At 66.3% G+C, this 25,853-nt stretch carries 27 protein-coding genes and 1 pseudogene; 17 read left to right on the forward strand and 11 right to left on the reverse strand.

Going from position 1 to position 25,853, the window contains the following annotated elements; all coding sequences use genetic code 11:
• A complete protein-coding gene (locus ACNKFW_RS05680) occupies positions 1-1,077 on the forward strand; it encodes a DUF2793 domain-containing protein (RefSeq protein WP_147427902.1) in 1,077 nt (358 codons plus the stop codon).
• A gap of 266 nt (positions 1,078-1,343) precedes the next feature.
• Here the strand turns inward: ACNKFW_RS05680 and ACNKFW_RS05685 are convergent, their stop codons facing one another.
• The 7 genes from ACNKFW_RS05685 to ACNKFW_RS05715 all read right to left on the reverse strand — a co-directional run bounded on the left by ACNKFW_RS05685 (position 1,344) and on the right by ACNKFW_RS05715 (position 9,203).
• The gene (locus ACNKFW_RS05685) at positions 1,344-1,763 is read right to left on the reverse strand and encodes a c-type cytochrome (RefSeq protein ID WP_147427903.1); all 420 of its coding nucleotides are present in this window, start codon (positions 1,761-1,763) and stop codon (positions 1,344-1,346) included.
• A gap of 129 nt (positions 1,764-1,892) precedes the next feature.
• Positions 1,893-3,446, reverse strand: coding sequence for a DUF305 domain-containing protein (locus ACNKFW_RS05690; protein ID WP_244314529.1), 1,554 nt, complete (start codon positions 3,444-3,446; stop codon positions 1,893-1,895).
• A gap of 131 nt (positions 3,447-3,577) precedes the next feature.
• Positions 3,578-3,988: a hypothetical protein gene (locus ACNKFW_RS05695; protein WP_147427905.1), complete on the reverse strand. Its 411-nt coding sequence runs from the start codon at positions 3,986-3,988 to the stop codon at positions 3,578-3,580.
• 115 nt (positions 3,989-4,103) lie between these two features.
• Positions 4,104-4,589 (reverse strand): DUF411 domain-containing protein, encoded by a 486-nt coding sequence (locus ACNKFW_RS05700; RefSeq protein ID WP_147427906.1) that lies wholly within the window; start codon positions 4,587-4,589, stop codon positions 4,104-4,106.
• 108 nt (positions 4,590-4,697) lie between these two features.
• Entirely contained in the window at positions 4,698-7,082 is a 2,385-nt protein-coding gene (locus ACNKFW_RS05705; RefSeq protein ID WP_147427907.1) for a heavy metal translocating P-type ATPase, read from the reverse strand.
• A gap of 158 nt (positions 7,083-7,240) precedes the next feature.
• Positions 7,241-8,749, reverse strand: coding sequence for a multicopper oxidase family protein (locus ACNKFW_RS05710; RefSeq protein WP_147427908.1), 1,509 nt, complete (start codon positions 8,747-8,749; stop codon positions 7,241-7,243).
• Between the two features lie 73 nt (positions 8,750-8,822).
• Complete coding sequence (locus tag ACNKFW_RS05715) at positions 8,823-9,203, reverse strand: hypothetical protein (protein WP_244314528.1); 381 nt, start codon at positions 9,201-9,203, stop codon at positions 8,823-8,825.
• A gap of 94 nt (positions 9,204-9,297) precedes the next feature.
• Between ACNKFW_RS05715 and ACNKFW_RS05720 the strand changes: the two genes are divergently transcribed.
• The 5 genes and pseudogenes from ACNKFW_RS05720 to tnpC all read left to right on the forward strand — a co-directional run bounded on the left by ACNKFW_RS05720 (position 9,298) and on the right by tnpC (position 13,134).
• Positions 9,298-9,759 (forward strand): c-type cytochrome, encoded by a 462-nt coding sequence (locus ACNKFW_RS05720; RefSeq protein ID WP_147427910.1) that lies wholly within the window; start codon positions 9,298-9,300, stop codon positions 9,757-9,759.
• 608 nt (positions 9,760-10,367) lie between these two features.
• The gene (locus ACNKFW_RS05725; RefSeq protein ID WP_012092626.1) at positions 10,368-10,649 is read left to right on the forward strand and encodes a helix-turn-helix transcriptional regulator; all 282 of its coding nucleotides are present in this window, start codon (positions 10,368-10,370) and stop codon (positions 10,647-10,649) included.
• Positions 10,650-10,667: 18 nt separating this feature from the next.
• A pseudogene (locus ACNKFW_RS05730) lies at positions 10,668-11,198 on the forward strand (replication initiator protein A); the annotation flags it as partial.
• Between the two features lie 29 nt (positions 11,199-11,227).
• Positions 11,228-11,575, forward strand: coding sequence for an IS66 family insertion sequence element accessory protein TnpB (tnpB, locus tag ACNKFW_RS05735; protein WP_018000156.1), 348 nt, complete (start codon positions 11,228-11,230; stop codon positions 11,573-11,575).
• 59 nt (positions 11,576-11,634) lie between these two features.
• The gene (gene tnpC / locus ACNKFW_RS05740; RefSeq protein ID WP_418024083.1) at positions 11,635-13,134 is read left to right on the forward strand and encodes an IS66 family transposase; all 1,500 of its coding nucleotides are present in this window, start codon (positions 11,635-11,637) and stop codon (positions 13,132-13,134) included.
• On the opposite strand, the gene ACNKFW_RS05745 is transcribed toward tnpC, so the two are convergent.
• From ACNKFW_RS05745 to ACNKFW_RS05755, 3 genes are all read right to left on the reverse strand, one after another.
• Complete coding sequence (locus tag ACNKFW_RS05745; RefSeq protein WP_418024084.1) at positions 13,083-13,385, reverse strand: LysR family transcriptional regulator; 303 nt, start codon at positions 13,383-13,385, stop codon at positions 13,083-13,085. The two genes, tnpC and ACNKFW_RS05745, sit on opposite strands and share 52 nt — an antisense overlap.
• A gap of 85 nt (positions 13,386-13,470) precedes the next feature.
• Entirely contained in the window at positions 13,471-14,841 is a 1,371-nt protein-coding gene (locus ACNKFW_RS05750; RefSeq protein ID WP_104494096.1) for an ATP-binding protein, read from the reverse strand.
• On the reverse strand, positions 14,838-15,497 hold the full coding sequence (locus ACNKFW_RS05755) for a response regulator transcription factor (protein ID WP_028710783.1): 660 nt from the start codon (positions 15,495-15,497) through the stop codon (positions 14,838-14,840). Before ACNKFW_RS05755 ends, ACNKFW_RS05750 begins: the two co-directional genes overlap by 4 nt.
• Positions 15,498-15,638: 141 nt before the next feature.
• Here ACNKFW_RS05755 and ACNKFW_RS05760 point away from each other — a divergent pair, with 141 nt between their 5' ends.
• The 8 genes from ACNKFW_RS05760 (at position 15,639) to ACNKFW_RS05795 (ending at position 21,865) form a co-directional block, all read left to right on the forward strand.
• Positions 15,639-15,953, forward strand: coding sequence for a PepSY domain-containing protein (locus ACNKFW_RS05760; protein ID WP_104494098.1), 315 nt, complete (start codon positions 15,639-15,641; stop codon positions 15,951-15,953).
• The gene (locus tag ACNKFW_RS05765) at positions 15,946-16,578 is read left to right on the forward strand and encodes a cytochrome b/b6 domain-containing protein (protein ID WP_104494095.1); all 633 of its coding nucleotides are present in this window, start codon (positions 15,946-15,948) and stop codon (positions 16,576-16,578) included. The genes ACNKFW_RS05760 and ACNKFW_RS05765 overlap by 8 nt, the downstream gene beginning before the upstream one ends.
• A gap of 189 nt (positions 16,579-16,767) precedes the next feature.
• Positions 16,768-17,070 (forward strand): PepSY domain-containing protein, encoded by a 303-nt coding sequence (locus ACNKFW_RS05770; protein WP_147427911.1) that lies wholly within the window; start codon positions 16,768-16,770, stop codon positions 17,068-17,070.
• 111 nt (positions 17,071-17,181) lie between these two features.
• Positions 17,182-17,562, forward strand: a complete 381-nt coding sequence (locus ACNKFW_RS05775; protein WP_147427912.1) for a PepSY domain-containing protein — start codon at positions 17,182-17,184, stop codon at positions 17,560-17,562.
• A 26-nt stretch (positions 17,563-17,588) separates the two neighbouring features.
• On the forward strand, positions 17,589-18,059 hold the full coding sequence (locus tag ACNKFW_RS05780) for a DUF2271 domain-containing protein (RefSeq protein ID WP_147427913.1): 471 nt from the start codon (positions 17,589-17,591) through the stop codon (positions 18,057-18,059).
• A gap of 9 nt (positions 18,060-18,068) precedes the next feature.
• A complete protein-coding gene (locus tag ACNKFW_RS05785; protein ID WP_147427914.1) occupies positions 18,069-20,276 on the forward strand; it encodes a PepSY domain-containing protein in 2,208 nt (735 codons plus the stop codon).
• The gene (locus ACNKFW_RS05790; protein ID WP_028714026.1) at positions 20,257-21,249 is read left to right on the forward strand and encodes an FAD:protein FMN transferase; all 993 of its coding nucleotides are present in this window, start codon (positions 20,257-20,259) and stop codon (positions 21,247-21,249) included. The genes ACNKFW_RS05785 and ACNKFW_RS05790 overlap by 20 nt, the downstream gene beginning before the upstream one ends.
• 142 nt (positions 21,250-21,391) lie before the next feature.
• Positions 21,392-21,865, forward strand: coding sequence for a hypothetical protein (locus tag ACNKFW_RS05795; RefSeq protein WP_028714025.1), 474 nt, complete (start codon positions 21,392-21,394; stop codon positions 21,863-21,865).
• 33 nt (positions 21,866-21,898) lie between these two features.
• Here the strand turns inward: ACNKFW_RS05795 and ACNKFW_RS05800 are convergent, their stop codons facing one another.
• On the reverse strand, positions 21,899-22,804 hold the full coding sequence (locus tag ACNKFW_RS05800; RefSeq protein ID WP_028714024.1) for a LysR family transcriptional regulator: 906 nt from the start codon (positions 22,802-22,804) through the stop codon (positions 21,899-21,901).
• Positions 22,805-22,911: 107 nt separating this feature from the next.
• Between ACNKFW_RS05800 and ACNKFW_RS05805 the strand changes: the two genes are divergently transcribed.
• The 3 genes from ACNKFW_RS05805 to ACNKFW_RS05815 all read left to right on the forward strand — a co-directional run bounded on the left by ACNKFW_RS05805 (position 22,912) and on the right by ACNKFW_RS05815 (position 25,838).
• Entirely contained in the window at positions 22,912-23,130 is a 219-nt protein-coding gene (locus ACNKFW_RS05805) for a heavy-metal-associated domain-containing protein (protein ID WP_028714023.1), read from the forward strand.
• 64 nt (positions 23,131-23,194) lie between these two features.
• Entirely contained in the window at positions 23,195-25,114 is a 1,920-nt protein-coding gene (locus ACNKFW_RS05810; RefSeq protein ID WP_104494091.1) for a heavy metal translocating P-type ATPase, read from the forward strand.
• Between the two features lie 73 nt (positions 25,115-25,187).
• Positions 25,188-25,838, forward strand: a complete 651-nt coding sequence (locus tag ACNKFW_RS05815) for a DUF924 family protein (protein ID WP_167521776.1) — start codon at positions 25,188-25,190, stop codon at positions 25,836-25,838.
• The last annotated feature ends 15 nt before the right edge of the window (positions 25,839-25,853 follow it).

The following is a 25,853-nucleotide window of genomic DNA, read 5'->3' on the forward strand; positions in this document are numbered from 1 at the left end:
ATGTCCGACACCACGACCCATCTCCTGCTGCCCTACATCCTCGCGGCGCAGGCACAGAAGCACATCACCCACAACGAGGCGCTGCGCCTCCTCGACGGGCTCGTCCATCTCTCCGTCCATGACCGCGACCTGACTGCACCGCCCGCCAGCCCCGCCGATGGCGACCGCTACATCGTCGCCTCGGGTGCCACCGGCCTGTGGGCGGGGTGGGACCTGAACGTCGCGCTCTGGACCGATGGTGCCTGGCTTCGCCTGCCGCCGCGGGCCGGATGGCGGGCATGGGTCGAGGACGAGAGTCTGCTGCTGGTCTACGACGGCTCGGGCTGGAACAGCACTACGCCTGCGACGCTGCAGAACATGGCGCTGCTTGGCGTTGGCACCACCGCCGACCCGGCCAACCCGTTCTCCGCCAAGCTCAATGCGGCGCTCTGGACCGCGAAGACCATCGCCGAGGGCGGGACCGGCGATCTGTTCTACACCATGAACAAGGAGACTGCGGCCGACGATCTCGGCCTCACCCTCCAGACCGGCTTCGTGACCAAGGCGCTGGTCGGCCTGTTCGGCTCTGACCGGTTCCGGTTGGCGGTCTCCGCCGACGGCAGCAGCTTCTTCGACGGGCTGATTGTCGACAACGCCACCGGCATCGTCGACCAGCCCCGGCTGCCGCGCTTCAAGGGCTACACCAACTACGACAACTACGTCGCCATCGACAGCTGGACGAAAATCGGCATCAACAACACCGACTATAACGATCAGGGGGCGTTTGACGCAGCCAACAACCGCTTCGTCGCGCCCGTCGCTGGCACCTACCTCTTCGGCGCGACGCTGCTCTACAAAATCAATTCCAGCACCAATGCGCGGATGCGCGGGCGGCTGGTGCTGAACGGCTCGACCGAAATCCGGGGCTCGCGGGGCGAGGTTTCCGGCGCGCATAACTCCGAAGCGACGGCGCTCTGGCTGCAGACCATGGTGCCGCTCGCCCAAGGCGACACGGTCGAACTGCAGGGCACCTTTCGTGCCGCCGACGGGTATTTCGCCGCCGATCACACGTCCTTCTGGGGAACGAAGGTGGGTTGAGCGGCGGAGGGAGGACTCGATGACACCACCCCGATTCGAGGGCTATGTGCGCATGCCGGGCGCCGATCGCCGCGGGCCGGACCACCGTAGAGAATGCCGCTCGACCGATCTCCGTCCGGTACCGTGCTGACGGCCTGCTGGGTGATCACGTCGATTTGCCATACGAGGCGGTCCTTGGCCTTCTCGACGATCGGTGGCGAAGTATGCGCCACGGCCCCAGCCGGGACACGGACTCGATCACGGCCAGGTCACCAAAGATCAGCGGTTTAGCGAATGCCGTTTGCAACCTGAACCTCGCGCACGAAACGGATGATGTTGGACAGCTCTGGATCCGTGAGTCCCGGCACCGGGGCCATGTTTCCAAAGGGCCAGTGATGGGCGCGCACTCCACTGCGTGCTGCCATGACGAAAGCCATGTCGCTGTGGTGGCCCGGCTCATAGATCTTGTGAATGAGCGGGGGCGCGGTCCCCGCACGTCCTTCAGCGTTGGTGCCGTGGCAGGATGCGCAGTTGGCGGCGAATACCTGCTGACCGACTTCGGCTTCGGGTGACAGCGTGGCCGGCAGAGTTACAGCAACAAGAGCCTGGCCCTCTTCTGCCGGGTTTGCGGCATCGGGCTGGCCCCAGAGCCACCAGGCACCGCCTGTGGCGATCGCGGCAATCACCACGACAAGAACAGTTCGCATGATGTCTTTCCTCCTTTCCTCGGGTTTGCTCGCGCGGATGGAGAGCCGCGCGAGCAGTGCCGGAAGGGTCTGGTTTGGTGAGGTAGTCTCGATTGCCTTGGCGCCGGAGCGGGCTCCGGCGCCGATCGCTCAGCGGGTCGGGCCGCCGTAGACGATGCCATTCGGCCGATCGCCGACCGGCACTGTCTTGACCACTTCCTGGCTCCCCACGTCGATGATCGACACGGTATCGTCGGCAATGTTGGTTACGAACACGAATGCCCCATCCGCCGATGCTGAGACGCCATGGGCGCCGCCGCCGGTGGTGAGGGTCTTCACCACCTCTCCGGTCGCGGTGTCGATGACGGACACGGTGTCGTTCGGCTCCGCGTCGGTGCCCTGGTTTGCCACGTAGACATGGGCTCCGTCCGGGGTCACGAACATCTGGATCGGGTTCGGTCCAACGTCGATCCTGTTCGTCACCTCACGGGACGATGTGTCGATGACCGCCACGCGGTTTTCATCCCGCAGCGAGACGTAGACCTGAGCGCCCGAGGGCGTGAACCCGACCTGGACAGGTGCCGCGCCCACCGGAATGCGCGCGACCTCGGAAAGCGCCTGCGTGTCGATGACGGACACGGACCCGTCTTCGACATTGGCGACGTAAAGCTCGGCCTCGTCCGGGCTGAGCCGCAGGCCGTGCGGATAATCCCCGGTCGCGATGCGCCCGATGACCTCGGCCTTTGCAAGGTCAATCACGGCGATCTCGTCGCCGCCGGCCAGCGAGACAAAAGCGCGCCCCTGCCGGTCAGCGACCACGTGCGCCGGATGCAAGCCTACTGCAACAATCGCCGTGGGCACCGAGAGGTTCCGCGGATCGAGGATGACCAACTGACCCTCGGCCGCGCCTTCCGCGCCGTGACCGTGCCCGCCGGACCCGTGATCTCCCTCGGCGGCGGGATCGCCGACCGCCAGCAGCAGCTTGCCGTCCGGCGTCAGATCGACGTTGTGCGGTGCGACGGGGATCGAGACCGTATCGACTGCTCCGGTGCCGAGATCGATGGCGCTGATGGAATATCCGCCTTCATTGGCGGACCAGACGGTTCCGCCGGTCTGACCCAGCGCCGCCGGCGTCTCGCCGGCGTTCGCCACCAGCCAGGCCTGCATTTCGGCGATCTCAAGTTCCTGCGCCGCGATGATCTGGCCGGCCCACTTCCTGGTTTGCGGGTCGTCCCCGTATTGCTGGACGATCCTGGCCATGTCGATCGCGCCATGATGATGCGGGATCATGCCCCGGACGAAGGCGACATCCGGGTCGTCGGCCATGACCCCGTCCATCATCGGCCCGTGCATTGCGTTCATGGCGTCGATGTTGGCCTGTGTGAAGTCGGGCAGGCTTTCCTTCGCCGGGGTCGTCGCGGCCTGCGGCGTGCCCATCATCCCTCCGTTCATCATTCCCTGCATCATCTGCTGCATCGCGCCCATGCATTCCGGGGTCATGGCCTGCACCATGGCCTGGCACTGCTCGGGCATCATCCCTTGCATGCCGGGCATCTGGCCCGAGGGAGGCGTCGGCGATGGAGCCTGCTCCGCTTGCGCGGGCGGGGTCCCCGGATGGTGGATGTCGTGCCCGGCCTGCGCGAGGGCAGTGCCCGGCAGGCCTGCCAGGATGCCGACGGAAAGTGCGATTGCGGTTCTGTTCATTGATTTCATCCTTTGGTTTCCGGAGCGCCGGCCCGGATTCGCGGACGCAGGTCTCCGTTGTGGTCGCTGGTCTTTCGGGTTGCGCCGGAGCGGCCGGAGACATCTCTCGTTCTCGCGCCGATCCCTGCGCATCACGCAGCGATGAGACGTGGCGGCCTCAGGATGCCTTCGGGTGATCGGTCGTGCGGATCAGGGCGCACAACCGTGAAAACCTCACCGCGCACGGGCGGGCCGACCGTCGGCGGCGCGACGAGAACCGCGGCGGTCAGACAGGTCGGGCAGCAGTCGGCCAGACTGAAGCCGATGTCATCACTGACGCAGCCCGCGGATGAACCTGCGCCATGGCCGTCCGGCATGTGGTGCTCGGCGCAGTGGCTTGCCGTGGCGGCGGCCTGTTGCTGGTGGATGGCGTGTCGGGCGGGGCCGGCATGTACCGGGACCTGCAGAACCAGGGCGCCGATGGCAAGCAGCAGGATGCAGATCGCGAACCGGCGCCATCGGCTGTATCCCGCCCGGAAAGCAGAATGCGCCTGCCCGGTCATGCGCCGTCTCCTACTCGACGCCGCGAGACAGCCCCGCTGACGGAGGCAAGCCGCCTCGGTCAGGTGCTGTTTCGGATCATTCGCAAGCCGGGCGGTCATGTCGGTATACCCCGTGTCAGATTTCCCGCGGGCCGAGGAAGCGCCCGAAGCGCCGGGTGGTCGGGCCGAACAGGAACGCTTCATAGGGCTCGGGGTCGACGCCGGGGAAATCCATGCCGGGCGAGCCGGCGGGCATGCCGGGAACGGCCAGCCCTGTTGCCTCGGGCCGCTCGGAAAGAAGGCGGCGGATCGCTTCGGCGGGCACATGGCCCTCGACCACATAGCCGTCGACCTCGGCGGTATGGCACGATGCCAGATCGGCCGGCACGCCGAGCCGCTGCTTGAGGCTGGCCATATCAGCGGATTCCACCACCCGCACCGGGAACCCTGCGGCTTCGATATGCGCAGCCCAGCCGTCGCAGCAGCCGCAGGAGGGATCCTTGCTGACGTTCACCAGCGGCAGAGGCTCTGCCTGCCCCCAGCTTGCGGTGGCCATCAGCAAGGGAGGTGCGCCGGCAGCGGCAAGAATGGCGCGTCGGCTGATGCTGCGATTGTCTCTCATCGTCAAACCTCGTTGCATGGATTCATTGTCTCACCGTCACGGTCCGGGCGCGACGCAGGAAAGGGGTGAGCCGGCGCCCGTGCGGGCCGGCTGATGGCTCCGCCAACATCACAGCTTCACCCTCCGCAGCCTTGCTGCATTGGCGATCACGCTGACCGAGGACAGCGCCATGGCGGCGGCGGCGATGATCGGCGACAGCAGGATGCCGAAGAACGGATAGAGCACGCCCGCCGCGACCGGCACACCAAGCGCGTTGTAGATGAAGGCGAAGAACAGGTTCTGGCGGATGTTGCCCATGACCGCTTCCGACAGCTTTCGGGCGCGGACGATGCCGGTCAGATCGCCTTTCAGCAGCGTGACCCCCGCGCTTTCCATCGCCACATCGGTGCCGGTGCCCATGGCGATGCCGACATCGGCGGCGGCCAGCGCCGGGGCGTCGTTGACGCCATCGCCCGCCATCGCCACCACCTCGCCCGCTGCCTTGTGCCGCTGCACCACCGCGCTTTTCTGGTCGGGCAGGACCTCGGCCTCGACCTCGTCGATGCCAAGCTGGCGGGCGACGGCTTTGGCCGTGGTCCAGTTGTCACCGGTGAGCATGACCACCCGGATGCCCTGCGCCTTCAGCGCCGCCAGCGCCTCGGGCGTCGAGGGCTTGACCGGATCGGCGATGGCGAAGATCGCGGCGACGCGGTCGTCCACGCCCATGAAGATCGCGGTCGCCCCATCCTCGCGCAGCCGGTCGGCCTCCTCGGCCAGCGGCGCCACATCGACGCCCTGTTCGGCGAGGAATTTGGCGTTGCCGAGGGGGATGCGCTTGCCCTCGACCGTGCCATAGGCACCCTTGCCGGTGGGCGAGTCGAAATCCGCAACCGGTGCCATCGCGATGCCGCGTTCCTCGGCGGCGCGCACGATGGCGATTGCCAGCGGATGCTCGCTGGCCCGCTCGACGCTGGCGGCAAGCCGCAGCGCCTCTTCCTCGGTGAACCCCGGCGCCGGCACGATGGCGGTGACGGCGGGGCGCCCTTCCGTCAGCGTGCCGGTCTTGTCGACGATGATGGTGTCGATCTTCTCCATATGCTCCAGCGCCTCGGCGTTCTTGATCAGCACGCCCGCCTGTGCGCCACGGCCGACGCCGACCATGATCGACATCGGCGTCGCCAGCCCCAGCGCACAGGGACAGGCGATGATCAGGACCGACACGGCGGCAATGAGACCGAAGGAGAAGCGCGGCTCCGGCCCCCAGATCGACCAGGCGACGAAGGCGAGCACCGCGACCACGATCACCGCCGGCACGAACCAGCCGGAGACCTGATCGGCCAGCCGCTGGATCGGCGCGCGGCTGCGCTGCGCCTCGGCGACAAGCTGGACGATCTGCGACAGCATGGTGTCGCGGCCGACCTTGCGGGCCTCGATCACCAGCGCGCCGGACTGGTTCATGGTGCCGCCGATGGCGGTGGCGCCGACCTCCTTGGTGACCGGCATCGACTCACCTGTCACCATCGACTCGTCGACAGCGCTGCGGCCTTCCAGCACCTCGCCATCGACGGGCACCTTCTCGCCGGGCCGGACCCGCAACCGGTCGCCGACATGAACGGTATCGAGCTGCACCTCCTCCTCGCTGCCGTCGTCACGAATGATCCGCGCGGTCTTGGGGGCAAGGTCCAAGAGCGCCCGGATCGCACCGCTGGTGCTTTCGCGGGCGCGCAGTTCCAGCACCTGCCCGAGCAGGACAAGGACGGTGATGACCGCCGCCGCCTCGAAATAGACCGCGACCGAGCCGTCGGCTTGCCGGAACTGGTCAGGAAAGATGTCGGGCGCGAGTGTCGCCACCATGCTGTAGACCCAGGCCGCCCCGGTGCCCATCGCGATCAGGGTGAACATGTTGAGGCTGCGGTTGACCAGCGACTGCCAGCCGCGCTGGAAGAAGGGCCAGCCCGCCCACAGCACCACAGGCGTCGCCAGCAGCATCTGGATCCAGTTCGACGTCCGCTGGCTGATGAGGTGGTCCAGACCGAGAAGGTGGCCGCCCATCTCCAGCACGAACACCGGCAGCGTCAGGATCAGCCCGATCCAGAACCGACGCGTCATGTCGATCAGTTCCTCGTTCGGCCCGGCCTCGAGGCTGACCAGCACCGGCTCCAGCGCCATGCCGCAGATCGGGCATGACCCCGGGCCGACCTGCCGGACCTCGGGGTGCATCGGGCAGGTGTAGATCGTCCCCTCCGGAACCGGTTCGGCCTTCGTGGCCGCCGCTGCCGGACCGAGATAGCGCTCCGGATCGGCCAGGAATTTCCCCCGGCACCCGGCCGAGCAGAAGTAATACGGCCGCCCGGCGTGCTCGGCCTTGTGCTCGGTCATGTGCGGATCGACCATCATGCCGCAGACCGGGTCCTTGACCTTGTGGGCTGTGTCCGACGCGGCGGCGTGGTCATGTGCGTGATCGTTGGCCGAATGAGCGTGGTTCTGGTGATCGTGTTCGATCTTGCTGTTCATTTTTACGCCTCCTCGGCGTTTCATCCTGAGCTTGCGTTTCACCTGTTCTGCACTTTCCAACCGCTGGAAGGTCAAGAGGCGATCAGGAGGCTTGGAATATTGCCCTTTGCAGCTTTCCCGCTGGGGGCGCTGGCATGGGCGCCCCCAGCATCATACGATCATGCGCTGATGGCAAATTCGGTCATCATGCCGGTCTCAAGATGCGGCATGTGGTGGCAATGCAGCATCCAGCGCGCCGCCTCACCGGCGTCGAGCGCCACATCGACCATCGACATCGGCGGCACGTATACCGTGTCGCGCAGCGCGCCCCGGACGGCACGTCCGTTCAGACCGACGACCTGGAACACATGCCCGTGCAGATGCATCGGGTGGCCCATCATCGACATGTTGTGGAAGGACAGCACCACCCGCTCACCGCCGCGCGCGGCAATCGGGCGATGCTGGCCCCAGACGGCACCGTTGATGGTCCAGACATAGGGCTGCATCGAGCCGCCCAGCATCACCATGTGGCTGCGGTCCACCGGCCGATCCGGCAGGGCGTCGGCGGCAATCAGGCGCTGCTCCTGCGCCAGGTCGGTGTCGAAGGCGGGGGCTTCGGCTTCTGCCATGGTGTCGATGCGCCGGATTTCGGCGCCCTGCGTGGCAAGGATCAGGCCGGTGCGCTCGCGCGCGCCTTCCCGCAGCGCGAGGATCGGCCAGGCGCCGCCCTGCTGCGGCAGGTCGATCTCCAGATCCAGCCGCTGGCCCATCGCCAGGCCGAAGCGCGTCCCCGGAACGGGCTGAACCGCATGTCCGTCCACCGCGACAAGCCGGGCCTGCGGCTCGCCGGTCTCAATCCAGAACACCGTTGCCGCGGCGGCATTGATCACCCGCAGGAGGATGCGCCCGCCGCGCTCGACCTGCACCACCTCGGGATCCGACAGCGTGCGGTCGTTGGCCAGATAGGCGTCCCAGTCGTAATCGTTGAGGTCCATCGCCATGCCACCCATGGCGCCCGTCCCCATCATGCCGCCCATGGCGCCGTGATCCATGCCACCCATCGGCATGTTCCCCAGCGCGCCGTGGTTCATGCCGGCCATGCCACCCATGCCTGCACCTTGGCCGCCAGCGTGACCGCCCGCGGTCCCGTGACCGCCGAGGATCTCGGCCAGCACCTCCTCGGGCGCCTTGAACGAGAAATCATGCAGGAACAGCACCACCTCCTGCCGGTCGGCGCTGATATCCTCGGCGCTGCGCACGATCAGCGGCGCGGCCAGCAGGCGCATCTCGTGCAGCGGCACATGCGCGTGCATCCAGTAGGTGCCGGGCAGCGGCGCGAAGTCATAGGCGCGGGTCTCGCCGGGGGCGAGCATGGGCAGCGGCATGTCGGGCACACCGTCCTGCGCGTTGGGCGGGATCTGGCCGTGCCAGTGGATCAGGGTGGCGGTATCGAGATCGTTGCGCAGATCCACCCGGAACCGTTCGCCGGGGTCGAGCGTCAGGCCCTGTCCGGCCGGCCCGGCAAGACCCCAGACGGCGGCCGCGCGGCCGTCGATGTCCAGCACCCGGCTGGCGGCTTGCAAAGACAGCGGGGCCACGCTCTGCGCTGCCGCGATCCGGGGCAACTGCGCATAAGCCAGCATGGCGGCGCCAGCGGCAAGAAAGCCGCGTCGTGAAATGGTATTCATGGTCGTCTCCTCGGGACAGCCAGTCCCGTTCATCAAAGCCGATGGGACGCCACAGGCCTCAGCCCGGGCGCGATCAGAGGAGACGGAGCTTGGGAGGTCGTTCGTTCAACCCGGGCGCCCGACCGGCAAGGATCACGCCGGTGGGGAGGTCATGGCTGGCAGGCGCGTAATCGCGGCCTGAGCTTTCGCTCGGGGATGTCAGGGAGACCGAAAGGCCGGCGCAAAGCATCTCACAGCTTGCGACGTGACCCGATCCGCAGTGCTGGTCGCCATCACAGGGATTTTCGCTGCCGACAGCAACCTGCATCATTTCGGTGACATGCACCGCGTGATCCGGCTCTGCGCTCAAGCGCGCCGCATGCGCGGACGTCACCGTCGTCATGGCGGTGATCGCGAGCACGGCAAGCAGGGCTACGAGACGGGCGAACATGCCGGGAAGATAGGCGCTGGTCACAGGAATGTCCATTGCCTCCGGCGTCACGCCTCTGGCAGAAGTTCAATTTCGGCATGTAGCCGATTGAAATTCTTCACCAGCAATCATTCAACTCATGCGCAAAGAACTTCGTACTATCTTGTGGCTCGGGTTGCTCCTCGGCGGCCTGATCCTGGCGATCCTCGTCGGATGGCATCAGGTCCGTACTGCATCCACCACCGCGTCTTCTGCGAAAGTCATCGAACAGGGCCGGCAGGTCTATGCAGACCAATGTGCGTCCTGCCACGGTGCGCAGCTCGAGGGGCAGCCGGACTGGAAGACGCCGCTTCCGTCCGGGCGTCTCCCGGCGCCACCGCACGATGCCGGCGGCCACACATGGCACCATCCCGATGACATCCTGTTCCGCATTGTCAAGGAAGGCACGGCCGCCATTGTCGGGGGCGGCTATGAGAGCGACATGCCGGGGTTTGCCGATGTCCTCGGCGACGCCGAGATCCAGGCTGTCCTCGCCTATATCAAGAGCACCTGGCCGGAGCGCGAGCGCGGATATCAGAAGGAGGTTTCCCGCCGCGACTGAAATGCCGCGGCCGCTTCCCTATCGCGGTCAATCCGCGCCGCGCAGCAGTCGTTGCGGATGGGTCCATGCTGCCGCGCGGGTCGTAAAATTATTTTAAAACAATAATTTAGAAGATAGAGAAGGTTGGACGCCAGGCCCATCCGCTCCGCCACTTGCCCTCGCGAAAGGTGTCTCCCGATCCGGCCGCGGCCGGATTTTCCCGTTGTTTTCGAGGGTTATGCGGGAGCGGCTGAGCACTGCCCCCAGTTCCAAGATGCCCGAAATCGGTCTCTCGGGGCCGATATTCTCCTGACCTGATGACTGTGCCGGTTGGTGAATTTCTTACAGCAAGCTGAAATTGTGTGCTTTTCGGCTTTTCGGGATCGCCGGCCCGAATACTTCGATGCCGGTGGCGTTCGTGAGGGGGAGAATAAATCGAGCTATCGCCCTCAGAATAGTTCCGTGCTGCTCTCGTCGCGGATACGGAGGGGGTATCTTTCGCCCCTGATGGTGGGCGATTTCGATACCCCCCAACTTCGCCCTGCACCTCGCCGGTCTTCCTTCGCCACCGTGGTCATTGCCCGCCGCTGATCCGCAGTGGCCGTTTGCAACACCACGGAGGCCCGATCATGCCACATGAACCCGTCGTCCTGCCGCCGCGTTTTCTACGGACCAAGGAGGCCGCGACCTTTCTGAGCCTCTCGGCCCGGACGCTCGAAAAACACCGCACCTATGGAACCGGGCCAGCCTATCGCAAGCTCGGCGGCCGCGTCGTCTATGCCATCGACGATCTCGAAGCCTGGACCGAACGCGGCGCGGTGACCTCGACCTCCGATCCGCGCGGCTCCGTGCTGCCCGCCAAGCGTCATGCGTTTCCGTCCGGCCCGCAGGCCGGTCGTTACGCCCGCTGATCTCTCGCGGTTTCCTTCATGACGGTGCGACGTCGATCCCTTTCCGAGCGTGGGCAACTGGATCTGTTCAGGGCGCTCCCCGGCGATTTCGCGCCACGAGACGCACAGGATCTCATGGCCTATCCCTTCTTCTCCCTCGCCAAGTCGAAGCGCATCGCGCCGATCGACTTCGCAGCCGGCAATGTCTCCATCCGGGTCGAGGCTGTTCCCGATCACGGCATGGCCACGATCTGGGACGCCGATATCCTGATCTGGGCGGCCAGTCAGATCGTCGAAGCCCGCGACAGTGGCCTTCGCACCTCTCGGCTGATGGCCGCCACGCCCTATGAGATCCTCACCTATGTCGGGCGCGGCACCGGCTTGCGCGATTATCAGCGCCTGAAGGCGGCGCTCGACCGGCTGCAATCGACCACGATTTCCACCTCGATCCGCCAGCCGGTCGAAGGCCGTCGGCATCGCTTCTCGTGGATCAACGAGTGGCAGGAGCGCACCGACCGTAGCGGTCGGCCCGATGGTATCGAAATGATCGTGCCGGACTGGTTGGAGGCGCTGGCGCGGCTGATCCGGGGACTTTCGGCGTGATCCCGGTTCCGGCCAACACGCGGGTCTGGCTGGCTGCCGGGGTCACCGACATGCGCAAGGGCTTTGCTTCCTTGGCGGCGCAGGCCGAGGCGGTGCTGAAGCAGGATCCTTTCGGCGGGCATCTCTTCGTCTTCCGCGGCCGTCGCGGTGATCTGGTGAAGGTCATCTGGTGGGATGGCCAGGGGGCCTGCATGTTCATGAAGCGGCTGGAGCGGGGCCGGTTCGTCTGGCCCTCGGCCAAGGAGGGGAAGGTGGCGCTGACACCGGCGCAGTTGTCGATGCTCCTGGAAGGGATCGACTGGCGTGCCCCGGAGCGAACGTGGCGGCCCTTGGCAGCGGGATAATCAGGGGGGGCCACAAGAGAATGATTCCCATAAGGAATCCCGTGGGATAAACTCCTTGCATGCTCGATCAGACCCTGACCCTGCCGGAAGATCCCGAGGAGTTGCGCAGCTTCACCGCGCGGCTTCTGGCCGAGGTGAAGGCGCAGGCGATCCTGATCGAGAGGCTGCGGCACCAACTGGCCGGGCACCGGGCACACCGGTTCGGCGCGTCCTCGGAGACGGCAGAACAGCTTCAGTTGGCTCTTGAGGCCAGCGAGATCGCGGCCGCCGCGATGACGGCGCGGATGCGTCTGCCGGACATCGAGGAGAAGGGCAAACCCAAGCGCCGTCCGATCCCGGATCATATCCCCCGGATGGAGGTGGAACTGATGCCCGGCGCCGATGCCTGTGCCGATTGCGGCGGTCGCCTGCGCCGGATCGGCGAGGACGTCACGGAAGAGCTGGAGTATGTTCCTGGGCGCTTCATCGTGAACCGGATTGTCCGCCCCCGGCTGACCTGCGCTTGCTGCGAACGCTTCGTCCAGGCCCCGCTGCCGTCGCGCCCGATCGAGCGCGGTCGCCCCGGGCCGGGTCTGCTGGCCCATGTGCTGGTCAGCAAGTATGCCGACCATCTCCCCCTCTATCGCCAGAGCCAGATCTTCGGCCGCGAAGGGCTCGATCTCGACCGATCGACCCTGGCCGACTGGGTCGGCAAGACCACCACCCTTCTGGAGCCACTGGCCGAGGCCATCGGGCGCCATGTCCTGTCGGCCGAGGCGATCTTCGCCGACGATACGCCGGTGCGGATGCTGGCGCCCGGCACCGGCAAGACCCAGACGGCCCGGCTCTGGACCTATGCCCGCGATGAGCGCCCATGGGATGGCGATGCTCCGCCTGCCGCATGGTATCGCTTCTCGGGCGACCGCAAGGGTCAGCACCCCAAGGATCATCTGGCCCGTTTCCGCGGCTGGATGCATGCCGACGGCTATGCCGGGTTCGAGGATCTCTACCGTTCCGGCGCCATCCGCGAGGTCGCCTGCATGGCCCATGTCAGGCGCAAGTTCGTGGACATCCACCGATCGCAAGGTTCGCCGATCGCTGAGGAGGCCATCGGCCGCATCGCCCGGCTCTATGCCGTCGAGAAGGAAGTCCGAGGTTCGCCACCGGACCGCCGCGCCGAACTCCGTAAGGCACATGCCGCCCCGGTCTTCGATGACCTGGAAGTCTGGCTGGCCATGCAACTCACCACGATCTCGGGGAAATCCCCGCTAGCGGCCGCCATCCGATACGCCCTCACCAGGATGGAACGCCTGCGCCCCTACCTCGACAACGGCATCCTCGAACTCGACAACAACGCCGCCGAACGCGGCATGCGCGCCATCGCCCTCGGGCGGAAAAACTACCTATTCGTCGGTTCCGAGGCAGGTGGAAAGGCCGCCGCCATCGCCTACACCCTGATCGAAACAGCCAAGCTCAACGTCAGCGATCCCCATGCCTGGCTCGCCGACACCCTGGCCCGTATCCCTGATTACAAGATCACAAAGGTCGATGACCTGCTGCCTTGGAAATGGCCCGGGTAGCGCTCAGGCCGGACGCTTACTTCGAGGTCGGCAATGCAGCGGCTGATTGCCGATTGCGACAGACCCAGTGAATTTCCTGCCTTTCGGAAGCTGCCGTGCTCGGCAGCGGCTATGAAGTAACGTAGGTGGCGAAATTCAATAGCATCCGAAGATGTAACCAATTTTCTGGTCATGCTGCCTCGTCCGCCTTTGTCGGCAGGGCTACTGTCACCACGGGCGCGCGCTAGGCTTTCTCCTTTCGAGATCAACATTCTGCGCCCCTTATATACAGATGCATCCTGTTCCGGCGGACACAGCCAGCCCAATAGTTTTCAGATCTGCTGGCCGGCTATCGGCTCAACGAAAGACTGCGCTCGCCTGGCTGGGCGGTATTGGTTGCTTTGAAGCTGTCGGCAAAACCACCGCCGCTTCAAAGCCAGACGAGCTTCCCGGTCTCGGCGACTGCAAGGTGAGCTTTGACGAAATCCGGTCCGCAATGCTGGCGACGATGGCAAGGCCAAGCCCGCTGCCTTCCGTTCCGGTTGTCCCCCTCTCAAAACGGCGGGCCAGCCGGCCAAGTGCTTCTGTCGGCACAACAAGGCCGTCATTGGCGACGCGGAACGTGCCATCCTCACCGAGGCTTACCTCGATCGGCTCGTCAGATGCGCCGTGCCGCAGGGCGTTCTCGACCAGGTTGCGGCAGATGATGCCAAACGCATCGGGGTCGAGGTCGGACATTACCGGGTGCTCCGGCAGAGCGAGTGCGATCCGGTTCGGTGCGGTCCTCTCGATATCGTCCACGACCAGACGGGCGGTGATGCGAAGATCGGATAGGTGATCGAGCCGCAACCGCCCGCCCTCCGCCCGAGCCAGTTGCAGCAGCCGCTCGGCGATCCGGGCCAGCCGCTTCAGCGAGGCCTCGATCTCGGCGGCCCTGTGGCCGGCGCCGGTATCTTTCGTTTCCACCTGTATCCGCTGGGCCTGCGCGATTGCGCCTGCCAGCGGTGTTCGCAATTCATGCGCTGCGTTGGCGGCGAAGGTGCGTTCGGCCTCGAATGTGGACTTGAGCTGCGCCAGCAGCACATTGACCGCCAGCCCCACCGGGGTGACCTCGACGGGGAGATCGTTGCAGGCGACGGGGGCAAGGTCGCGCGGTGAACGCGCGGCCAGCCGGTCGCGGTAGCGGCGCAGCGGGGCCAGGCCCGAGCGGACGGTCAATACGATCGCCAGCAGCGCGGCCGGGATGAACACCAGCAGTGGCAGTCCCAGGCCCGCCCAGACATCGCGTGCCGCCGCCGCGCGATGGGCAAGCGGCTCGGCGACCGTGAGGCGGATCGTGCCTTGCAGGGCGTCCTCGCCATACAGGCGATGGGTTGCGGTCGTGTGAAAGCCCGGCCCATCCCATTCCGGGAAGATGGAGGGGTCGGCCTCATGCGATTGCAGAAGGATTCTCCCCATGTCATCCCGCACGATATAGGTGAGGAATTCGTCGTGGTCGCGCAGGTCGGCAAGGTGTTGCGTCACACCTTCCTCCTCACGTCCGACGATCTCGACAGCGGCCAGCGGCAACAGGCGCTGCGCCGCCTCCTGTAGTGACGAGTCGAAGATCCTGTCCATCTCGTGCCGCAGCATGACCGCCGTGGTGGCGGCGGCGGCGATCCACAGCAGCGTCAGAAGGATGCCCAGAGACACCCCCAACCGCATCTGAAGGCTGCGTGGCATCGTCATGGCGAACCCAGCCGGTAGCCCAATCCGCGCTCGGTCTCGATCACCTCGGCGCCCAGCTTCTTGCGCAGCCGGCTGACATGGACCTCGATGGTGTTGCTTTCCACCTCGGTATCGAAGGCATAAAGCTTTTCCTCAAGTTGTGCCTTGGACAGAAGCTGGCCGGGGCGCGTGAGGAACGCCTCGAACAGCGCCCATTCGCGCGCCGTCAGTTGCACCGGCCGGCCGTCGCGGCGGATGCTGCGCGAGGCAAGGTCGACGGCAAGCGCGCCGTGGACGATGATCGGGTTGGGATTGCCGCTATAGCGCCGCGCGACCGAGCCGATGCGCGCGGAAAGCTCGGCCAGATCGAAGGGCTTGACCAGATAGTCGTCGGCGCCGGCGTTCAAGCCTTCGATCCGGTCCGAGATCTGGTCCAGCGCGGTCAGGATGATCACCGGCGTCACGTCGCCGCCGGCGCGCAGCGACCGAAGGAAGGTGATGCCGCGTCCGTCGGGCAGCATGAGGTCCAGCAATACCAGATCATAGCCGGCGCCGGCCATCGCATCGCCGGCCGCATCCAGGCGCGTGACCCAGTCCACCGACTGGCCACCCGCGGCGATCTGGTCCCGCACGGCGGCGCCCAGAACGGTGTCGTCCTCGATCAGCAGGATTCGCATGATCTTCCTACTCATTTGCCTCTGGCCATTATGGCGATCCGGGCTGACGCAAAGCTGATGGCGGGACGCCCCAGGCTTCAGCATCCCGTCAGGTTCGCGACGCAGAATGTCATCCGATGGCCGTTATGCGGAGTGTGGTCCATGAAGAGATCGCTGACAATTCTGACCTTTCTCGCGGCCCTTCCGTGCGGGGCTGCACTTGCCGGCGACGACTGTGCCGTGCCGCTGGCAGACTGGCAGCCAAGAAGCGCGGTGGTGCGGCTCGCGGAAGAAAACGGATGGGTGGTGCGGCGCATCAAGATCGACGACGGCTGCTACGAGATAAAAGGCACGGACCGGGAAGGACGCCGCATCGAGGTGACGGTCGATCCCGGCACGCTTCAGGTAATCGAGGTCGAATACGAGGACGGAGGTGAACGGCACTTCCGTGAGGGCAGGGGACGCAAACATGATTGAGGCGAAAAGGGACGGCGGTATTTCGGACGTTGCCGATACCACGCGCATGGTGCGGGTCTGGGATCCGGTGGTGCGCAGCTTTCATTGGGGCCTGGTTGCCGCCTTTGCAGTGGCATGGCTCGCGGCTGACGAGGTGCGGCCGCTTCACGAGGCGGCCGGCTATGCGGTGGCGGCATTGCTTGTGCTCCGCCTGATCTGGGGTTTTGTCGGCAGTCACCATGCCCGCTTCGCGCAATTCATGCGTGGCCCTGCCGCAACGCTGGTCTATCTCGGAGACATGCTGCGCGGGCGGGAGCGGCGCCATCTCGGGCACAACCCGGCCGGCGCCGCGATGATCGTGGCACTTATGGTTACGCTTTCCGGCACCGCGCTAAGCGGCTGGCTGCTCGAACAGTCGATCGAGGAAGCCCGTGCCGTGAGGGTTGTGGGCGAGCATGGCGGCCGGGAAGTCAGGGGGGACAAGACCTTGAAGGAGGTGCATGAAACGCTGGCCAACCTGGCGTTGGTCCTCGTGGCCCTGCATGTCGGAGGTGTGGCGCTCACCTCATGGCGCCATCGGGAGAACCTGCCCCGTGCCATGGTCACGGGCCGAAAGCGCCCCCCTGGCGCAAATGACGTGACCTGAACATTACGCATTCCCACTGTTGTTGCGGCCCCGTCTGTCTGGCGGGGCCGGTTTGTTTTGCGCGACCGTTGCGGTTCGTCGGGGCAGGCTGACGGAAAGCTGACGCAGGTTTTCCGCGGCGATCAGGATCACGTCAGCCGCGCCCTCCAGATTGGTTTCATCAGGCAACCAAGGCTGAGGAGCATAGCCATGAAAACCATCCTGACCGCCACCGCATTCGCCCTCGCGATCCCCGCCGGGGCCGCGCTCGCCGACGAGAAATGCAACGTGCCGACCGAGAACATGCAGTCCTGGGAAGCCCTTATCCAAGTGACCGACGAATTCGGCTGGAGCATCTCGAAAATGGAACTTGATGATGGCTGCTACGAGCTGAACGTCATCGACCAGGGTGGCAACACCCTGAAGATGACCGTCGATCCCGGAACCCTCGAGGTGATCGACGGCAAGGTCAAACGCTGGAGCGACGGCACCAAGCCCGAAAAGCGCAACTGATGGCCACAAGGGTCCGCCTCGCTACGGAGGCTGACCTCTTTCCACACGGGCGTTCGCCTCGGCCATAGCCGGGAAAGTCCCCCCGAGATGATCGTAAAGGACATTCGAACCATGAAAACTCTATTGCTCGCCGTAGCCGCTTTCGCGGTATTGCCCGCCGTGGCGGCGATTGCCGACGACGACTGCCATGTGCCGCGCAGTGCTTGGCAGCAGCGCGAGGCGGCGATGCAGGCGGCGACGGGCCTCGGCTGGCGGGTCGAGAAAATCGAGGCCGACGACGGCTGCTGGGAGGTCAAGGGGCGCGATGCCCAGGGCCGTCGCATCAAGGCCAAACTGGATCCCGCGACGTTGCAGGTCGTCAAGTTGCGCCACCGCGACGGCGAAGACGACCGCGCGCGGGATCGCGACCGCGCACCCGCCGCCGCTCCGGCGACACCGCCCGCCAATCCGCTGTTCCAGAACGGCACCCCGCCGATGGTGCGGGTGAACTGAAGCATTGGACAAAGGAGAGCAGGATCATGAAATCCATCCTCGCAGCCCTTGCACTGACCTCGGCCATTGTAGCGCCCGGCCTTGCCATGGCCCGGCCGGTCACCCTCACCACCACCCTGAACACTTACGGCGGCGATGGCGCCTATCTCGTCCTCTACGTCACCGATGCGCAGGGGGCGTATGCCGGAACCCTGTGGATGGCCGGCGGCAAGTCGAAGTATTACGAACATCTCAGCGACTGGTATCGCGCCACCGGCGGCGACCTGGCGCAGGTCGACGGCATCACCGGCGCCAGTGTCGGCGCGGGCCGGTCACTCGAAATCACCCTCGACCTTGCCGATGCGCTGTTCGATGCGGGCTATACGCTGCATGTCGACGCCGCCGTGGAGGAAATGCGCGACAGCCCGAACGACATCGCCGTGCCGCTGACGACGGCAGGAGCGGGAAAGCCTGCGCCCGGCCGCAGGTATGTCGCCAGCCTCCGCTACGACATGTGAGGCAACGCCATGATCCGCACGCTGCATCGCTGGTCGGGTCTGCTGGCCCTCATTCTCGTCATGGCCCTTGCGTTGAGCGGCGCGGCGCTCTCGGTCTTTCCCGCGGCCGAGCGGCTTTCCACGCCGCAGGCCGAGGCCGGGCTGACCGTCGCCGATCTCGCAGGACGTATCCTGGCTGCCTATCCGGGGGTGGAGCAGATCCGGCGCGCGCCGTCGGGCCGGATCACCGCGTTCTGGTTCGACGACGGCACGCCCGGCGCGGCGGTAATCGACCCGGCGACCGGCAAGGGTATCGCCAGCGCCGATCCCGATCCGGTCAAACGCTGGTTGACCAACCTTCACCGTTCGCTATTCCTAGGCGATGCCGGTCGTATCGCCATGGCCATTGGCGCCGTGGCGATGCTGATCCTGTCGGTCTCCGGCGCGATGCTAGTCGCGCGGCGCATGGGCGGCTGGCGGCGTTGGTTCGCCCCTTTGCGCGGGCCGGCGTCGAGCCGCATCCATACCGGGATCGCCCGCGTGGCGGTCACGGGGCTGGTTTTGTCCTCGGCGACTGCACTGTGGATGGCCGCCTCGACCTTCGATCTTCTGCCGGATGGAGCCGCACCGCCGACCTTTCCGACTGAGGTCAGCGGAAGCACTGGGGTCTCGCTTGCTGCGATGGAGCCGCTCTCCGTGATTGCTGTCACGGAGTTGCGCGAGCTGAGCTTTCCCTATCCTGGCGACGCCACGGACGCCTTCACTCTGAAGACGGATCGCGGCACCGGCTATCTCGATCAGGGGACGGGTGAGCTTCTGGCCTGGGCCGAGCTGACGATGTGGGAACAGATATCTGAAACCATCTACATGCTGCATACCGGGCAGGGGGCCGCATCTCTCGGCCTCGTGCTGGGTGTGCTGGCGCTCGGCGTGCCGGCAATGGGGGTGAGTGGTCTTGTGCTCTGGTTCGCGGGGCGGCGGTCAAGACCGCGTCTCCGTGGCAATCATCCTGCAAACCGCGCTGCGACCATCTTGCTGGTGGGCTCGGAGGGCGGCAGCACCTGGGGTTTCGCTGCGACGCTCCAACATGCGCTGACCACGGCGGGCCAGCATGTTCATGTCGCGCCAATGTCCGGTTTCGAGCCGGCGCGCTATCCGCAGGCCGAACGGTTCGTCATTCTTGCCGCCACCTGGGGCGAGGGACAGGCTCCCGCCACGGCGAAGGGGTTCATTGAACGCCTCGCGGCGCTGGAATCTGTCCCTGAGGCCCCGCTTGCGGTGCTTGGTTTCGGCGATCGCAGCTTTCCCGCGTTCTGCGCGTTCGCCGATGAAGTCGGGAGTCGGGCTGCTGCCAAAGGCTGGGCGCAATTGATGCCCTTCGACACGGTCGATCGCCAGTCGCCGCAGGATTTCGCCCGCTGGGGCCGCGCGCTGGGGGCGGCGCTGGGGATCGAGCTTACGCTCGAACATGTGCCAACCCCGCCCGTGACGGGGCGGCTCACCCTGATCTCGCGCCGTGATTACGGGGCGGAGGTGCAGGCGCCGACCACGATCCTGCGCTTTGCCCTACCCGAGGCGACGTTTTTGCAACGGCTGACAGGTCGGGGGTTTGGCCGGTTTCAGGCCGGTGATCTCCTCGGCGTTCTGCCCGAGGGTGCGGATCTGCCGCGCTTCTACTCGCTGGCGTCCGGATGGCGCGACGGCTTCGTCGAGATCGTGGTGCGCAAGCATCCCGGCGGCCTCTGCTCCGGGCAGCTTCTGGCACTGGAGCCCGATCAGGCGATCCACGCCTTCGTCCAGCACAATCCTGCTTTCCATAACGAAGGAGGAAAGCCGCCGCTGATCCTGATCGGCGCCGGCACGGGGATCGGCCCGCTTGCAGGGTTCATCCGGGGCAACAGTGGGAAGCGGCCGGTTCATCTCGTTTTCGGGATGCGCCACCCCGACAGCGATTTCCTCTATCGTGAGGATCTGGCCGCCTGGCAGGCCGATGGCCGTCTTGCCCAGTTGACCACCGCCATCTCGCGGGGAGCGAAGCCGCGCTATGTGCAGGACGTGCTGCGCGCTGAGAGCGTTGAACTGATCCGGCTGATCCGGGACGGGGCGCGCATCATGGTCTGCGGCGGGCGCGACATGGCGGCGGGCGTGGCCGAGGCGCTGACGGACATTCTCGCGCCGGTCGGCCTCACCCCGCTCACGCTGAAAACGGAGGGACGCTATGCCGAAGACGTCTACTGACCCGATCCGCCACGCGCTGAATGGCCCGACCATGGGGACACGCTGGTCGGCGCTTTTCCATGCCGATGCCGGGCTGGACCCCGCCCCGGTGCAGGCGGCCTTGCAGGCGGCCGTGGCGGAGGTCGATGCCGCCATGTCGACATGGAAACCCGACAGTGACCTGATGCGCCTGAACCGGACGTCCGAAAATGTCTGGGTGGCCGTTCCCGCTGGGTTGGCCGAAGTGCTCGATCTTGGGGTAAGGATCGGCGCTCTATCGGGCGGTGCTTTTGACATCGGCATGGGCGATGCGGTGCGGGCCTGGGGGTTTGGACCCGAGGCGGTCAGCGCCGGGGCCATCCGCGCGGTGATGGCTGCTGCGCGCTGGCCCGCGCATGAGGTGCTGGAGATCGACCGCGCGGCCGGGCTAGTCCGGAAACACACGCCGATCACGCTGGACCTGAACGGGATCGCCAAGGGGTTCGGCGTGGACAAGCTGGCAGGGACGTTGCAAGGCTTCGGCATCACGGCTTTCCTCGTCGGCATCGACGGCGAAATGCGTGCATCCGGACTACGGCCCGATAGCATGCCCTGGACGGTCGCCGTCGAGACGCCGGATCCCGAACGCCGCGCGCCCCGCTCCATCCTGACGCTGATGGATGCTGCCGTCGCCACGTCGGGCGACTACCGGCATCATGTGACCGTTCGGGGCCAGCGCCTGTCACACACCATGGACCCCGCGACAGGCGGCCCGCTGCGCTCGTCACCGGCCTCGGTTACGGTCGTCGCCGGAACCTGTGCGGAGGCCGATGCCTGGGCTAGCGCGCTGATGGTGCTGGGTCCGCAAGCTGGCGGCGAACTCGCCGCGCGTCTCGACCTCGATGCGCTGTTTCTGATGCGCGAGGCAGGCGGCATCCGGACCCATGCCGTCGGGGCGCTGTTCGACAGCCCGATGGTATCGGCGGCAGGCCGCGAGGGTCTGGTTCGTGCCTGAGGTCTGTCCATTCGTGCAATGGGTCTTTGCAGTTTTCGTCAATTCTCGTGCGAAAACGGACAGCCTATGTCTATCCCAAGCCCGGCGGCGTCTGTCGATGCCCGCTGCGGCCAGAACCACTTGGCAGATACAGGAGATCACTATGAGGACTGTAAAATCTTTCACCGCCGTCGCTGTTGCTCTCGCCCTTGCGCTGGGGTCAGCTGGCATTGCAGCCGCGCAATCCCATGATCATGACAGCCATGGCGCGGGGGCTATCGAGATCACGCTGAACGATGGCGCCAAATGGCAGGGCGATCAGAACATGATCACCGGCATGACCGCGATTCACGGAACCATGGCCGCGAACCTGGACGCGATCCACAACGGCACCCTGCCGGCCGATGCCGCGAATGGGGTCGCTGCCGATGTCCAGAAGCAGGTCGATTTCATGGTCGAGAACTGTGTGCTGGAACCCGAGGTGGACGAGCAGTTCCATATCGTCCTTGGTGAGGTGATGACCGGCATCTCGGCATTGGAGGCCGGCGAGGTCGAGACTGGCGCGGTGACGATCGTTCAGGCGTTGAACGCATATGGCGAGCATTTCGAGCATCCGGGCTGGCAGATGATCGACTGACGCCACGGGCGCAGGCATGGGCCGGCGCGGGCGTTACGCCTGCGCCGGCCTTGTCTTGCACGGGCAGCGCCCCTCCAGCAGGTCGGCATCGGCCGCCAGGGCCGTCGCCATGAAGTCCAGAAACAGGCGGATGCGCGCGGTTTGGCGCAGATCCTCGTGAATCAGCAACCACAGGTCCAGCATGAAATCCTCGGGCAGCGCGGCGGCGCGGATCAGGCTGGGGTCGCAATCGGCAATCACGCAAGGCAAGGCAGCAAGTCCGATCCCCGCCTTCGCACCGGCATGGGCGGCGATGATCGAGTTTGTCCGGTAAACCTGTCGCGCATCCGGCCACCAGCGGGTCAGATTGCGGCTGAGCGGGCCATGCGCAGACCCGTAGCCGATCCAGTCACCCTTGGCAGGATCGCCCGGCGGCCGGTCCGCCGCACCATAGGCGGCAAAGGCCAACCGCCCGACCCGCCGCCCGATCAGTGTTTCCTGTCCCGGATTGCCGATGCGCAGGGCCACGTCCGCCTCGCGCCGGGTCAGGTCCAGCACCGTATCCGCAACGATTACCTCGATCTCGATCTCGGACCATTCGGCGCGGAAGGCGGCGACATGGCGGGGCAGCACCCCCACCGCCAGCAGGTCGGTCGTGGTGATGCGGATCGTCCCAGTGGGCCGCTGGTCCTGTCCGGTAACCTTCAGCGCCAGCGCGGTGATTTCTTCCTCGATGCGGATGACGGAATCGCGCATCTCCTCGCCGGCCTGGGTCAGCGCGTAACCGCCGGGCAGCCGGTCGAACAGGCGCACCCCCAGCCGCGCCTCGAACGCGCCGATGCGGCGGAAGACGGTGGAATGGGTAACGCCAAGGCTGCGCGCCGCCCCCGAGAGCGACCCCGCCCGTGCCACGGCCAGAAACAACCGCAGATCGTCCCAATCCTGCGCCTGTGCATTCATGCAATGAATCTTTGCCTGAGTTGCCAATCCTGATCCTGAAAGGACAGCATATCTTGAGTTCACAAGCAATGACCGCCCACCGGGCGGCGACATGAAAGGAACCAGCCATGACCAAGACCATCCTGCGCAGCGACGAATTTTCCTGCCCCTCCTGCGTCACCAAAATCGAAAAGGCGCTGGCGGCAACTCCTGGCGTGACCGCCGCCAAGGTGCACTTCAACACCGGCCGCATCGAGGTCGAGCATGACCCCGCATCCGCCCCGGTCGAGGCCCTTGTCTCGGTGGTGAAATCCACCGGCTACGAGGCCCGCCCCGCCGCATTCTGACCCATCCCTTCCAGCCCGGCCGTGCCTGCCCGCGCTGCCGGGCCTTCACATCATGAGGCCCCGCATGTTGACCCCTATCCTGACAATTCTTCACCAGCCGGCCAGCCGCAGGAAGTGGCTGACCATCATCAGCGGCAGCCTGATCGTGCTGGGCCTGATCGCCCTTTACGGGTTCGACCTGCGCGGGCTCTGGGCGGCATCTATGCTGGTGGCGGCCTTTGTCGCCGGCTCTGACATCGCCTGGCGGGCGTACCACGCGCTGCGCATTCGCCATTTCTCGATCGAGTTGCTGGTGACCGTTGCGGCTATTGGCGCGCTGTTCATCGGCGAATATTGGGAATCGGCCGCCGTTACTTTCCTGTTCAGCTTCGGCGCCTGGCTTGAGGCCCGCACCCTGCGCCAGACCCGTGGCGCACTGGCCGATCTGCTGAAGGCCGCGCCCGAGGTCGCCACCGTGATCCGCGACGGCCAGCCGGTCGAGATTGCCGCCAGTGCCGTCCAGCCGAATGAGGTCGTGCTCGTGCGCGCCGGAAACCGCATCCCCGTCGATGGCGAGGTGATCGACGGTAACGCCGCCGTGTCCGAGGCCGCCATCACCGGCGAGCCGATCCCGGCCGAGAAAGCCCCCGGCTCCCACGTCCATGCCGGCACCATCGCGGAAAATGGCGTGCTGCGCATCCGCGCCACCGGCATCGGCGCCGATACCACGCTGGCCCGGATCATCCGCCGCGTCGAAGAGGCGCAGGAGGAACGCGCCCCCAGCCAGCGCATGATCGAGCGTTTCGCCCAATGGTATACGCCCGGCATCATGATGCTGGCGCTGGGTGCCTGGGCGGTGACGCAGGATATTCGCCTCGCGCTGACCCTTCTGGTGGTGGCCTGTCCGGGCGCCCTGGTGATCTCGACGCCGGTCTCCATCGTCGCCGGCATCGGGCGGGCGGCGCGCTCGGGCATCCTCATCAAGGGCGGGCAGCATCTGGAAAGCGCCGGCCGCATCGACATGCTGGCGCTGGACAAGACCGGCACCCTGACCGAGGGCCGCCCCAGCCTGGTCGAGATCGTGCCTCTTGGCGGCATCGATCGTGCCGAATTGCTGCACTGGACGGCGATCGCCGAATCCGGCTCGGACCACCCGCTGGGCCGCCCGATTATCGAGGCCGGCCGTGCCGAGGGCGAGATTCCCGCGCCCGAGACGGTCGAGGAAGTGGCTGGCATGGGTCTGGTGGTCCACCACGAGGGGCGGCAGGTCGCGGCCGGCAACCGGCGGCTGTTCGACCGGCTGGGCATCGGTTTCTACGCCGAGGCCGAGGCCGCGCTGGCCGGGGTTCTGGGCCGCGGCTGCACGCCGATCATCGTGGCGCTGGACGGGCGCATCGCGGGCATCTTCGGGCTGTCCGACCAGCCCCGGCTTTCGGCCCAAAGCGCCATCGCCCGGCTGCGCGATATCGGGGTGGGGCGCATCGCCATGCTGACCGGCGACCAGCCGCAGGCCGCCCACGCCATCGCCGCCGAAATCGGCATCGACGAGGTTCATGCCGGGCTGCTGCCCGAGGACAAGCTGGAGCTGATCCGCCACTTTCAGGCCGAGGGCCGCCATGTCGCCATGATCGGCGACGGCATCAACGACGCGCCGGCGCTGGCTGCCGCCGACACCAGCGTTGCCATGGGGGCCGTGGGCTCGGACGTGGCGATCGAGACCGCCGACATTGCGCTGATGGCCGACGATCTGGAGAAACTGCCCGAGGCCATGGCGATTTCCCGCGCGACGCTGCGCAATATGCGCCAGAACTTGGCCATCGCGCTGCTGACTGTGGCCGGGCTGCTGGCGGGCGTGTTCAACGGCGATGTGCATATGGCCGAGGGCATGCTGATCCATCAGCTTTCGGTACTGGTGGTGATCGCCAACGCTATGCGCCTGCTGCGCGTCCCGCGCGGGCCCGGCGGGCGCCGACCTGTGCCGGCAACGGTGCCCGCGACGGCATAGAGCGCGCTTGTGCTTCATCGGCAAATCCGCTCCCGTGCCCATGGCGCGGGGGCGTTTTCAATGGGGGGATGACATGGCCGATAGCAATGATGCCAGACAGATCGGCGAGGTTCTGGATTTCTGGTTCCCCGAGGGCCGCGCGCTGGACATTGACCCCGACCGCCATGCCGAGCACTGGCGCTGGCGGATGCATGGCGGCGCGGATGGTGCGATTGCGGCGCGCTTTGGCCCGCTGACCGAACGCGGCGCGGCGGGGGACCTCGATCATTGGGCAGGGACGCCCGAGAGCCGGCTGGCGCTGATCGTGGTGCTGGACCAGTTCCCGCGCTCGCTGTGGCGGGGCAGCCCGCGGGCCTGGGCGCAAGACCCGGCGGCATTGGCGCAGGCGCTGGAAGGGTTGGAAAACGGAGACTGGGCGGCACTTGGCCTGCCGTGGTTCCAGATCGCCTTCACCCAGCCTTTGGGCCATGCAGAGGGGTCGGACCATCTGGCCCGCATCGACCGGCTGATCGCCCTGCGCCGCGACATCGCCGCCCGCGCGCCGGCGCCGTTGCGGCCGCTCTATGCCTCGCTCGTCGATCAAGCGGGGCAGGTGCGCCGCATCATCGCCAGCTTTGGCCGCCACCCGCACCGCAACGCCATCCTTGGCCGCAGATCGACGCCCGAGGAGGAAGCCTATCTGGAAAAGGGCGCGTTTCCGCATCTGCGCGTCTTTCGGGGGTGAGCGCATCCCTACGGT

It is taken from the genome of Paracoccus sp. TD-10 (genome assembly GCF_048270675.1).
In the GTDB taxonomy this organism is placed as follows: Bacteria; Pseudomonadota; Alphaproteobacteria; order Rhodobacterales; family Rhodobacteraceae; genus Paracoccus; species Paracoccus pantotrophus.

What these genes read in the sequence shown, in the direction of transcription:
- ACNKFW_RS05680 (WP_147427902.1), top strand. Translation starts at nt 1, where the DNA reads ATGTCCGACACCACGACCCATCTCCTGCTGCCCTACATCCTCGCGGCG.
- ACNKFW_RS05685 (WP_147427903.1), bottom strand. Translation starts at nt 1,763, where the DNA reads ATGCGAACTGTTCTTGTCGTGGTGATTGCCGCGATCGCCACAGGCGGT.
- ACNKFW_RS05690 (WP_244314529.1), bottom strand. Translation starts at nt 3,446, where the DNA reads ATGAACAGAACCGCAATCGCACTTTCCGTCGGCATCCTGGCAGGCCTG.
- ACNKFW_RS05695 (WP_147427905.1), bottom strand. Translation starts at nt 3,988, where the DNA reads ATGACCGGGCAGGCGCATTCTGCTTTCCGGGCGGGATACAGCCGATGG.
- ACNKFW_RS05700 (WP_147427906.1), bottom strand. Translation starts at nt 4,589, where the DNA reads ATGAGAGACAATCGCAGCATCAGCCGACGCGCCATTCTTGCCGCTGCC.
- ACNKFW_RS05705 (WP_147427907.1), bottom strand. Translation starts at nt 7,082, where the DNA reads ATGAACAGCAAGATCGAACACGATCACCAGAACCACGCTCATTCGGCC.
- ACNKFW_RS05710 (WP_147427908.1), bottom strand. Translation starts at nt 8,749, where the DNA reads ATGAATACCATTTCACGACGCGGCTTTCTTGCCGCTGGCGCCGCCATG.
- ACNKFW_RS05720 (WP_147427910.1), top strand. Translation starts at nt 9,298, where the DNA reads ATGCGCAAAGAACTTCGTACTATCTTGTGGCTCGGGTTGCTCCTCGGC.
- ACNKFW_RS05725 (WP_012092626.1), top strand. Translation starts at nt 10,368, where the DNA reads ATGCCACATGAACCCGTCGTCCTGCCGCCGCGTTTTCTACGGACCAAG.
- tnpC (WP_418024083.1), top strand. Translation starts at nt 11,635, where the DNA reads ATGCTCGATCAGACCCTGACCCTGCCGGAAGATCCCGAGGAGTTGCGC.
- ACNKFW_RS05745 (WP_418024084.1), bottom strand. Translation starts at nt 13,385, where the DNA reads ATGTTGATCTCGAAAGGAGAAAGCCTAGCGCGCGCCCGTGGTGACAGT.
- ACNKFW_RS05750 (WP_104494096.1), bottom strand. Translation starts at nt 14,841, where the DNA reads ATGACGATGCCACGCAGCCTTCAGATGCGGTTGGGGGTGTCTCTGGGC.
- ACNKFW_RS05755 (WP_028710783.1), bottom strand. Translation starts at nt 15,497, where the DNA reads ATGCGAATCCTGCTGATCGAGGACGACACCGTTCTGGGCGCCGCCGTG.
- ACNKFW_RS05760 (WP_104494098.1), top strand. Translation starts at nt 15,639, where the DNA reads ATGAAGAGATCGCTGACAATTCTGACCTTTCTCGCGGCCCTTCCGTGC.
- ACNKFW_RS05765 (WP_104494095.1), top strand. Translation starts at nt 15,946, where the DNA reads ATGATTGAGGCGAAAAGGGACGGCGGTATTTCGGACGTTGCCGATACC.
- ACNKFW_RS05770 (WP_147427911.1), top strand. Translation starts at nt 16,768, where the DNA reads ATGAAAACCATCCTGACCGCCACCGCATTCGCCCTCGCGATCCCCGCC.
- ACNKFW_RS05775 (WP_147427912.1), top strand. Translation starts at nt 17,182, where the DNA reads ATGAAAACTCTATTGCTCGCCGTAGCCGCTTTCGCGGTATTGCCCGCC.
- ACNKFW_RS05780 (WP_147427913.1), top strand. Translation starts at nt 17,589, where the DNA reads ATGAAATCCATCCTCGCAGCCCTTGCACTGACCTCGGCCATTGTAGCG.
- ACNKFW_RS05785 (WP_147427914.1), top strand. Translation starts at nt 18,069, where the DNA reads ATGATCCGCACGCTGCATCGCTGGTCGGGTCTGCTGGCCCTCATTCTC.
- ACNKFW_RS05790 (WP_028714026.1), top strand. Translation starts at nt 20,257, where the DNA reads ATGCCGAAGACGTCTACTGACCCGATCCGCCACGCGCTGAATGGCCCG.
- ACNKFW_RS05795 (WP_028714025.1), top strand. Translation starts at nt 21,392, where the DNA reads ATGAGGACTGTAAAATCTTTCACCGCCGTCGCTGTTGCTCTCGCCCTT.
- ACNKFW_RS05800 (WP_028714024.1), bottom strand. Translation starts at nt 22,804, where the DNA reads ATGAATGCACAGGCGCAGGATTGGGACGATCTGCGGTTGTTTCTGGCC.
- ACNKFW_RS05805 (WP_028714023.1), top strand. Translation starts at nt 22,912, where the DNA reads ATGACCAAGACCATCCTGCGCAGCGACGAATTTTCCTGCCCCTCCTGC.
- ACNKFW_RS05810 (WP_104494091.1), top strand. Translation starts at nt 23,195, where the DNA reads ATGTTGACCCCTATCCTGACAATTCTTCACCAGCCGGCCAGCCGCAGG.
- ACNKFW_RS05815 (WP_167521776.1), top strand. Translation starts at nt 25,188, where the DNA reads ATGGCCGATAGCAATGATGCCAGACAGATCGGCGAGGTTCTGGATTTC.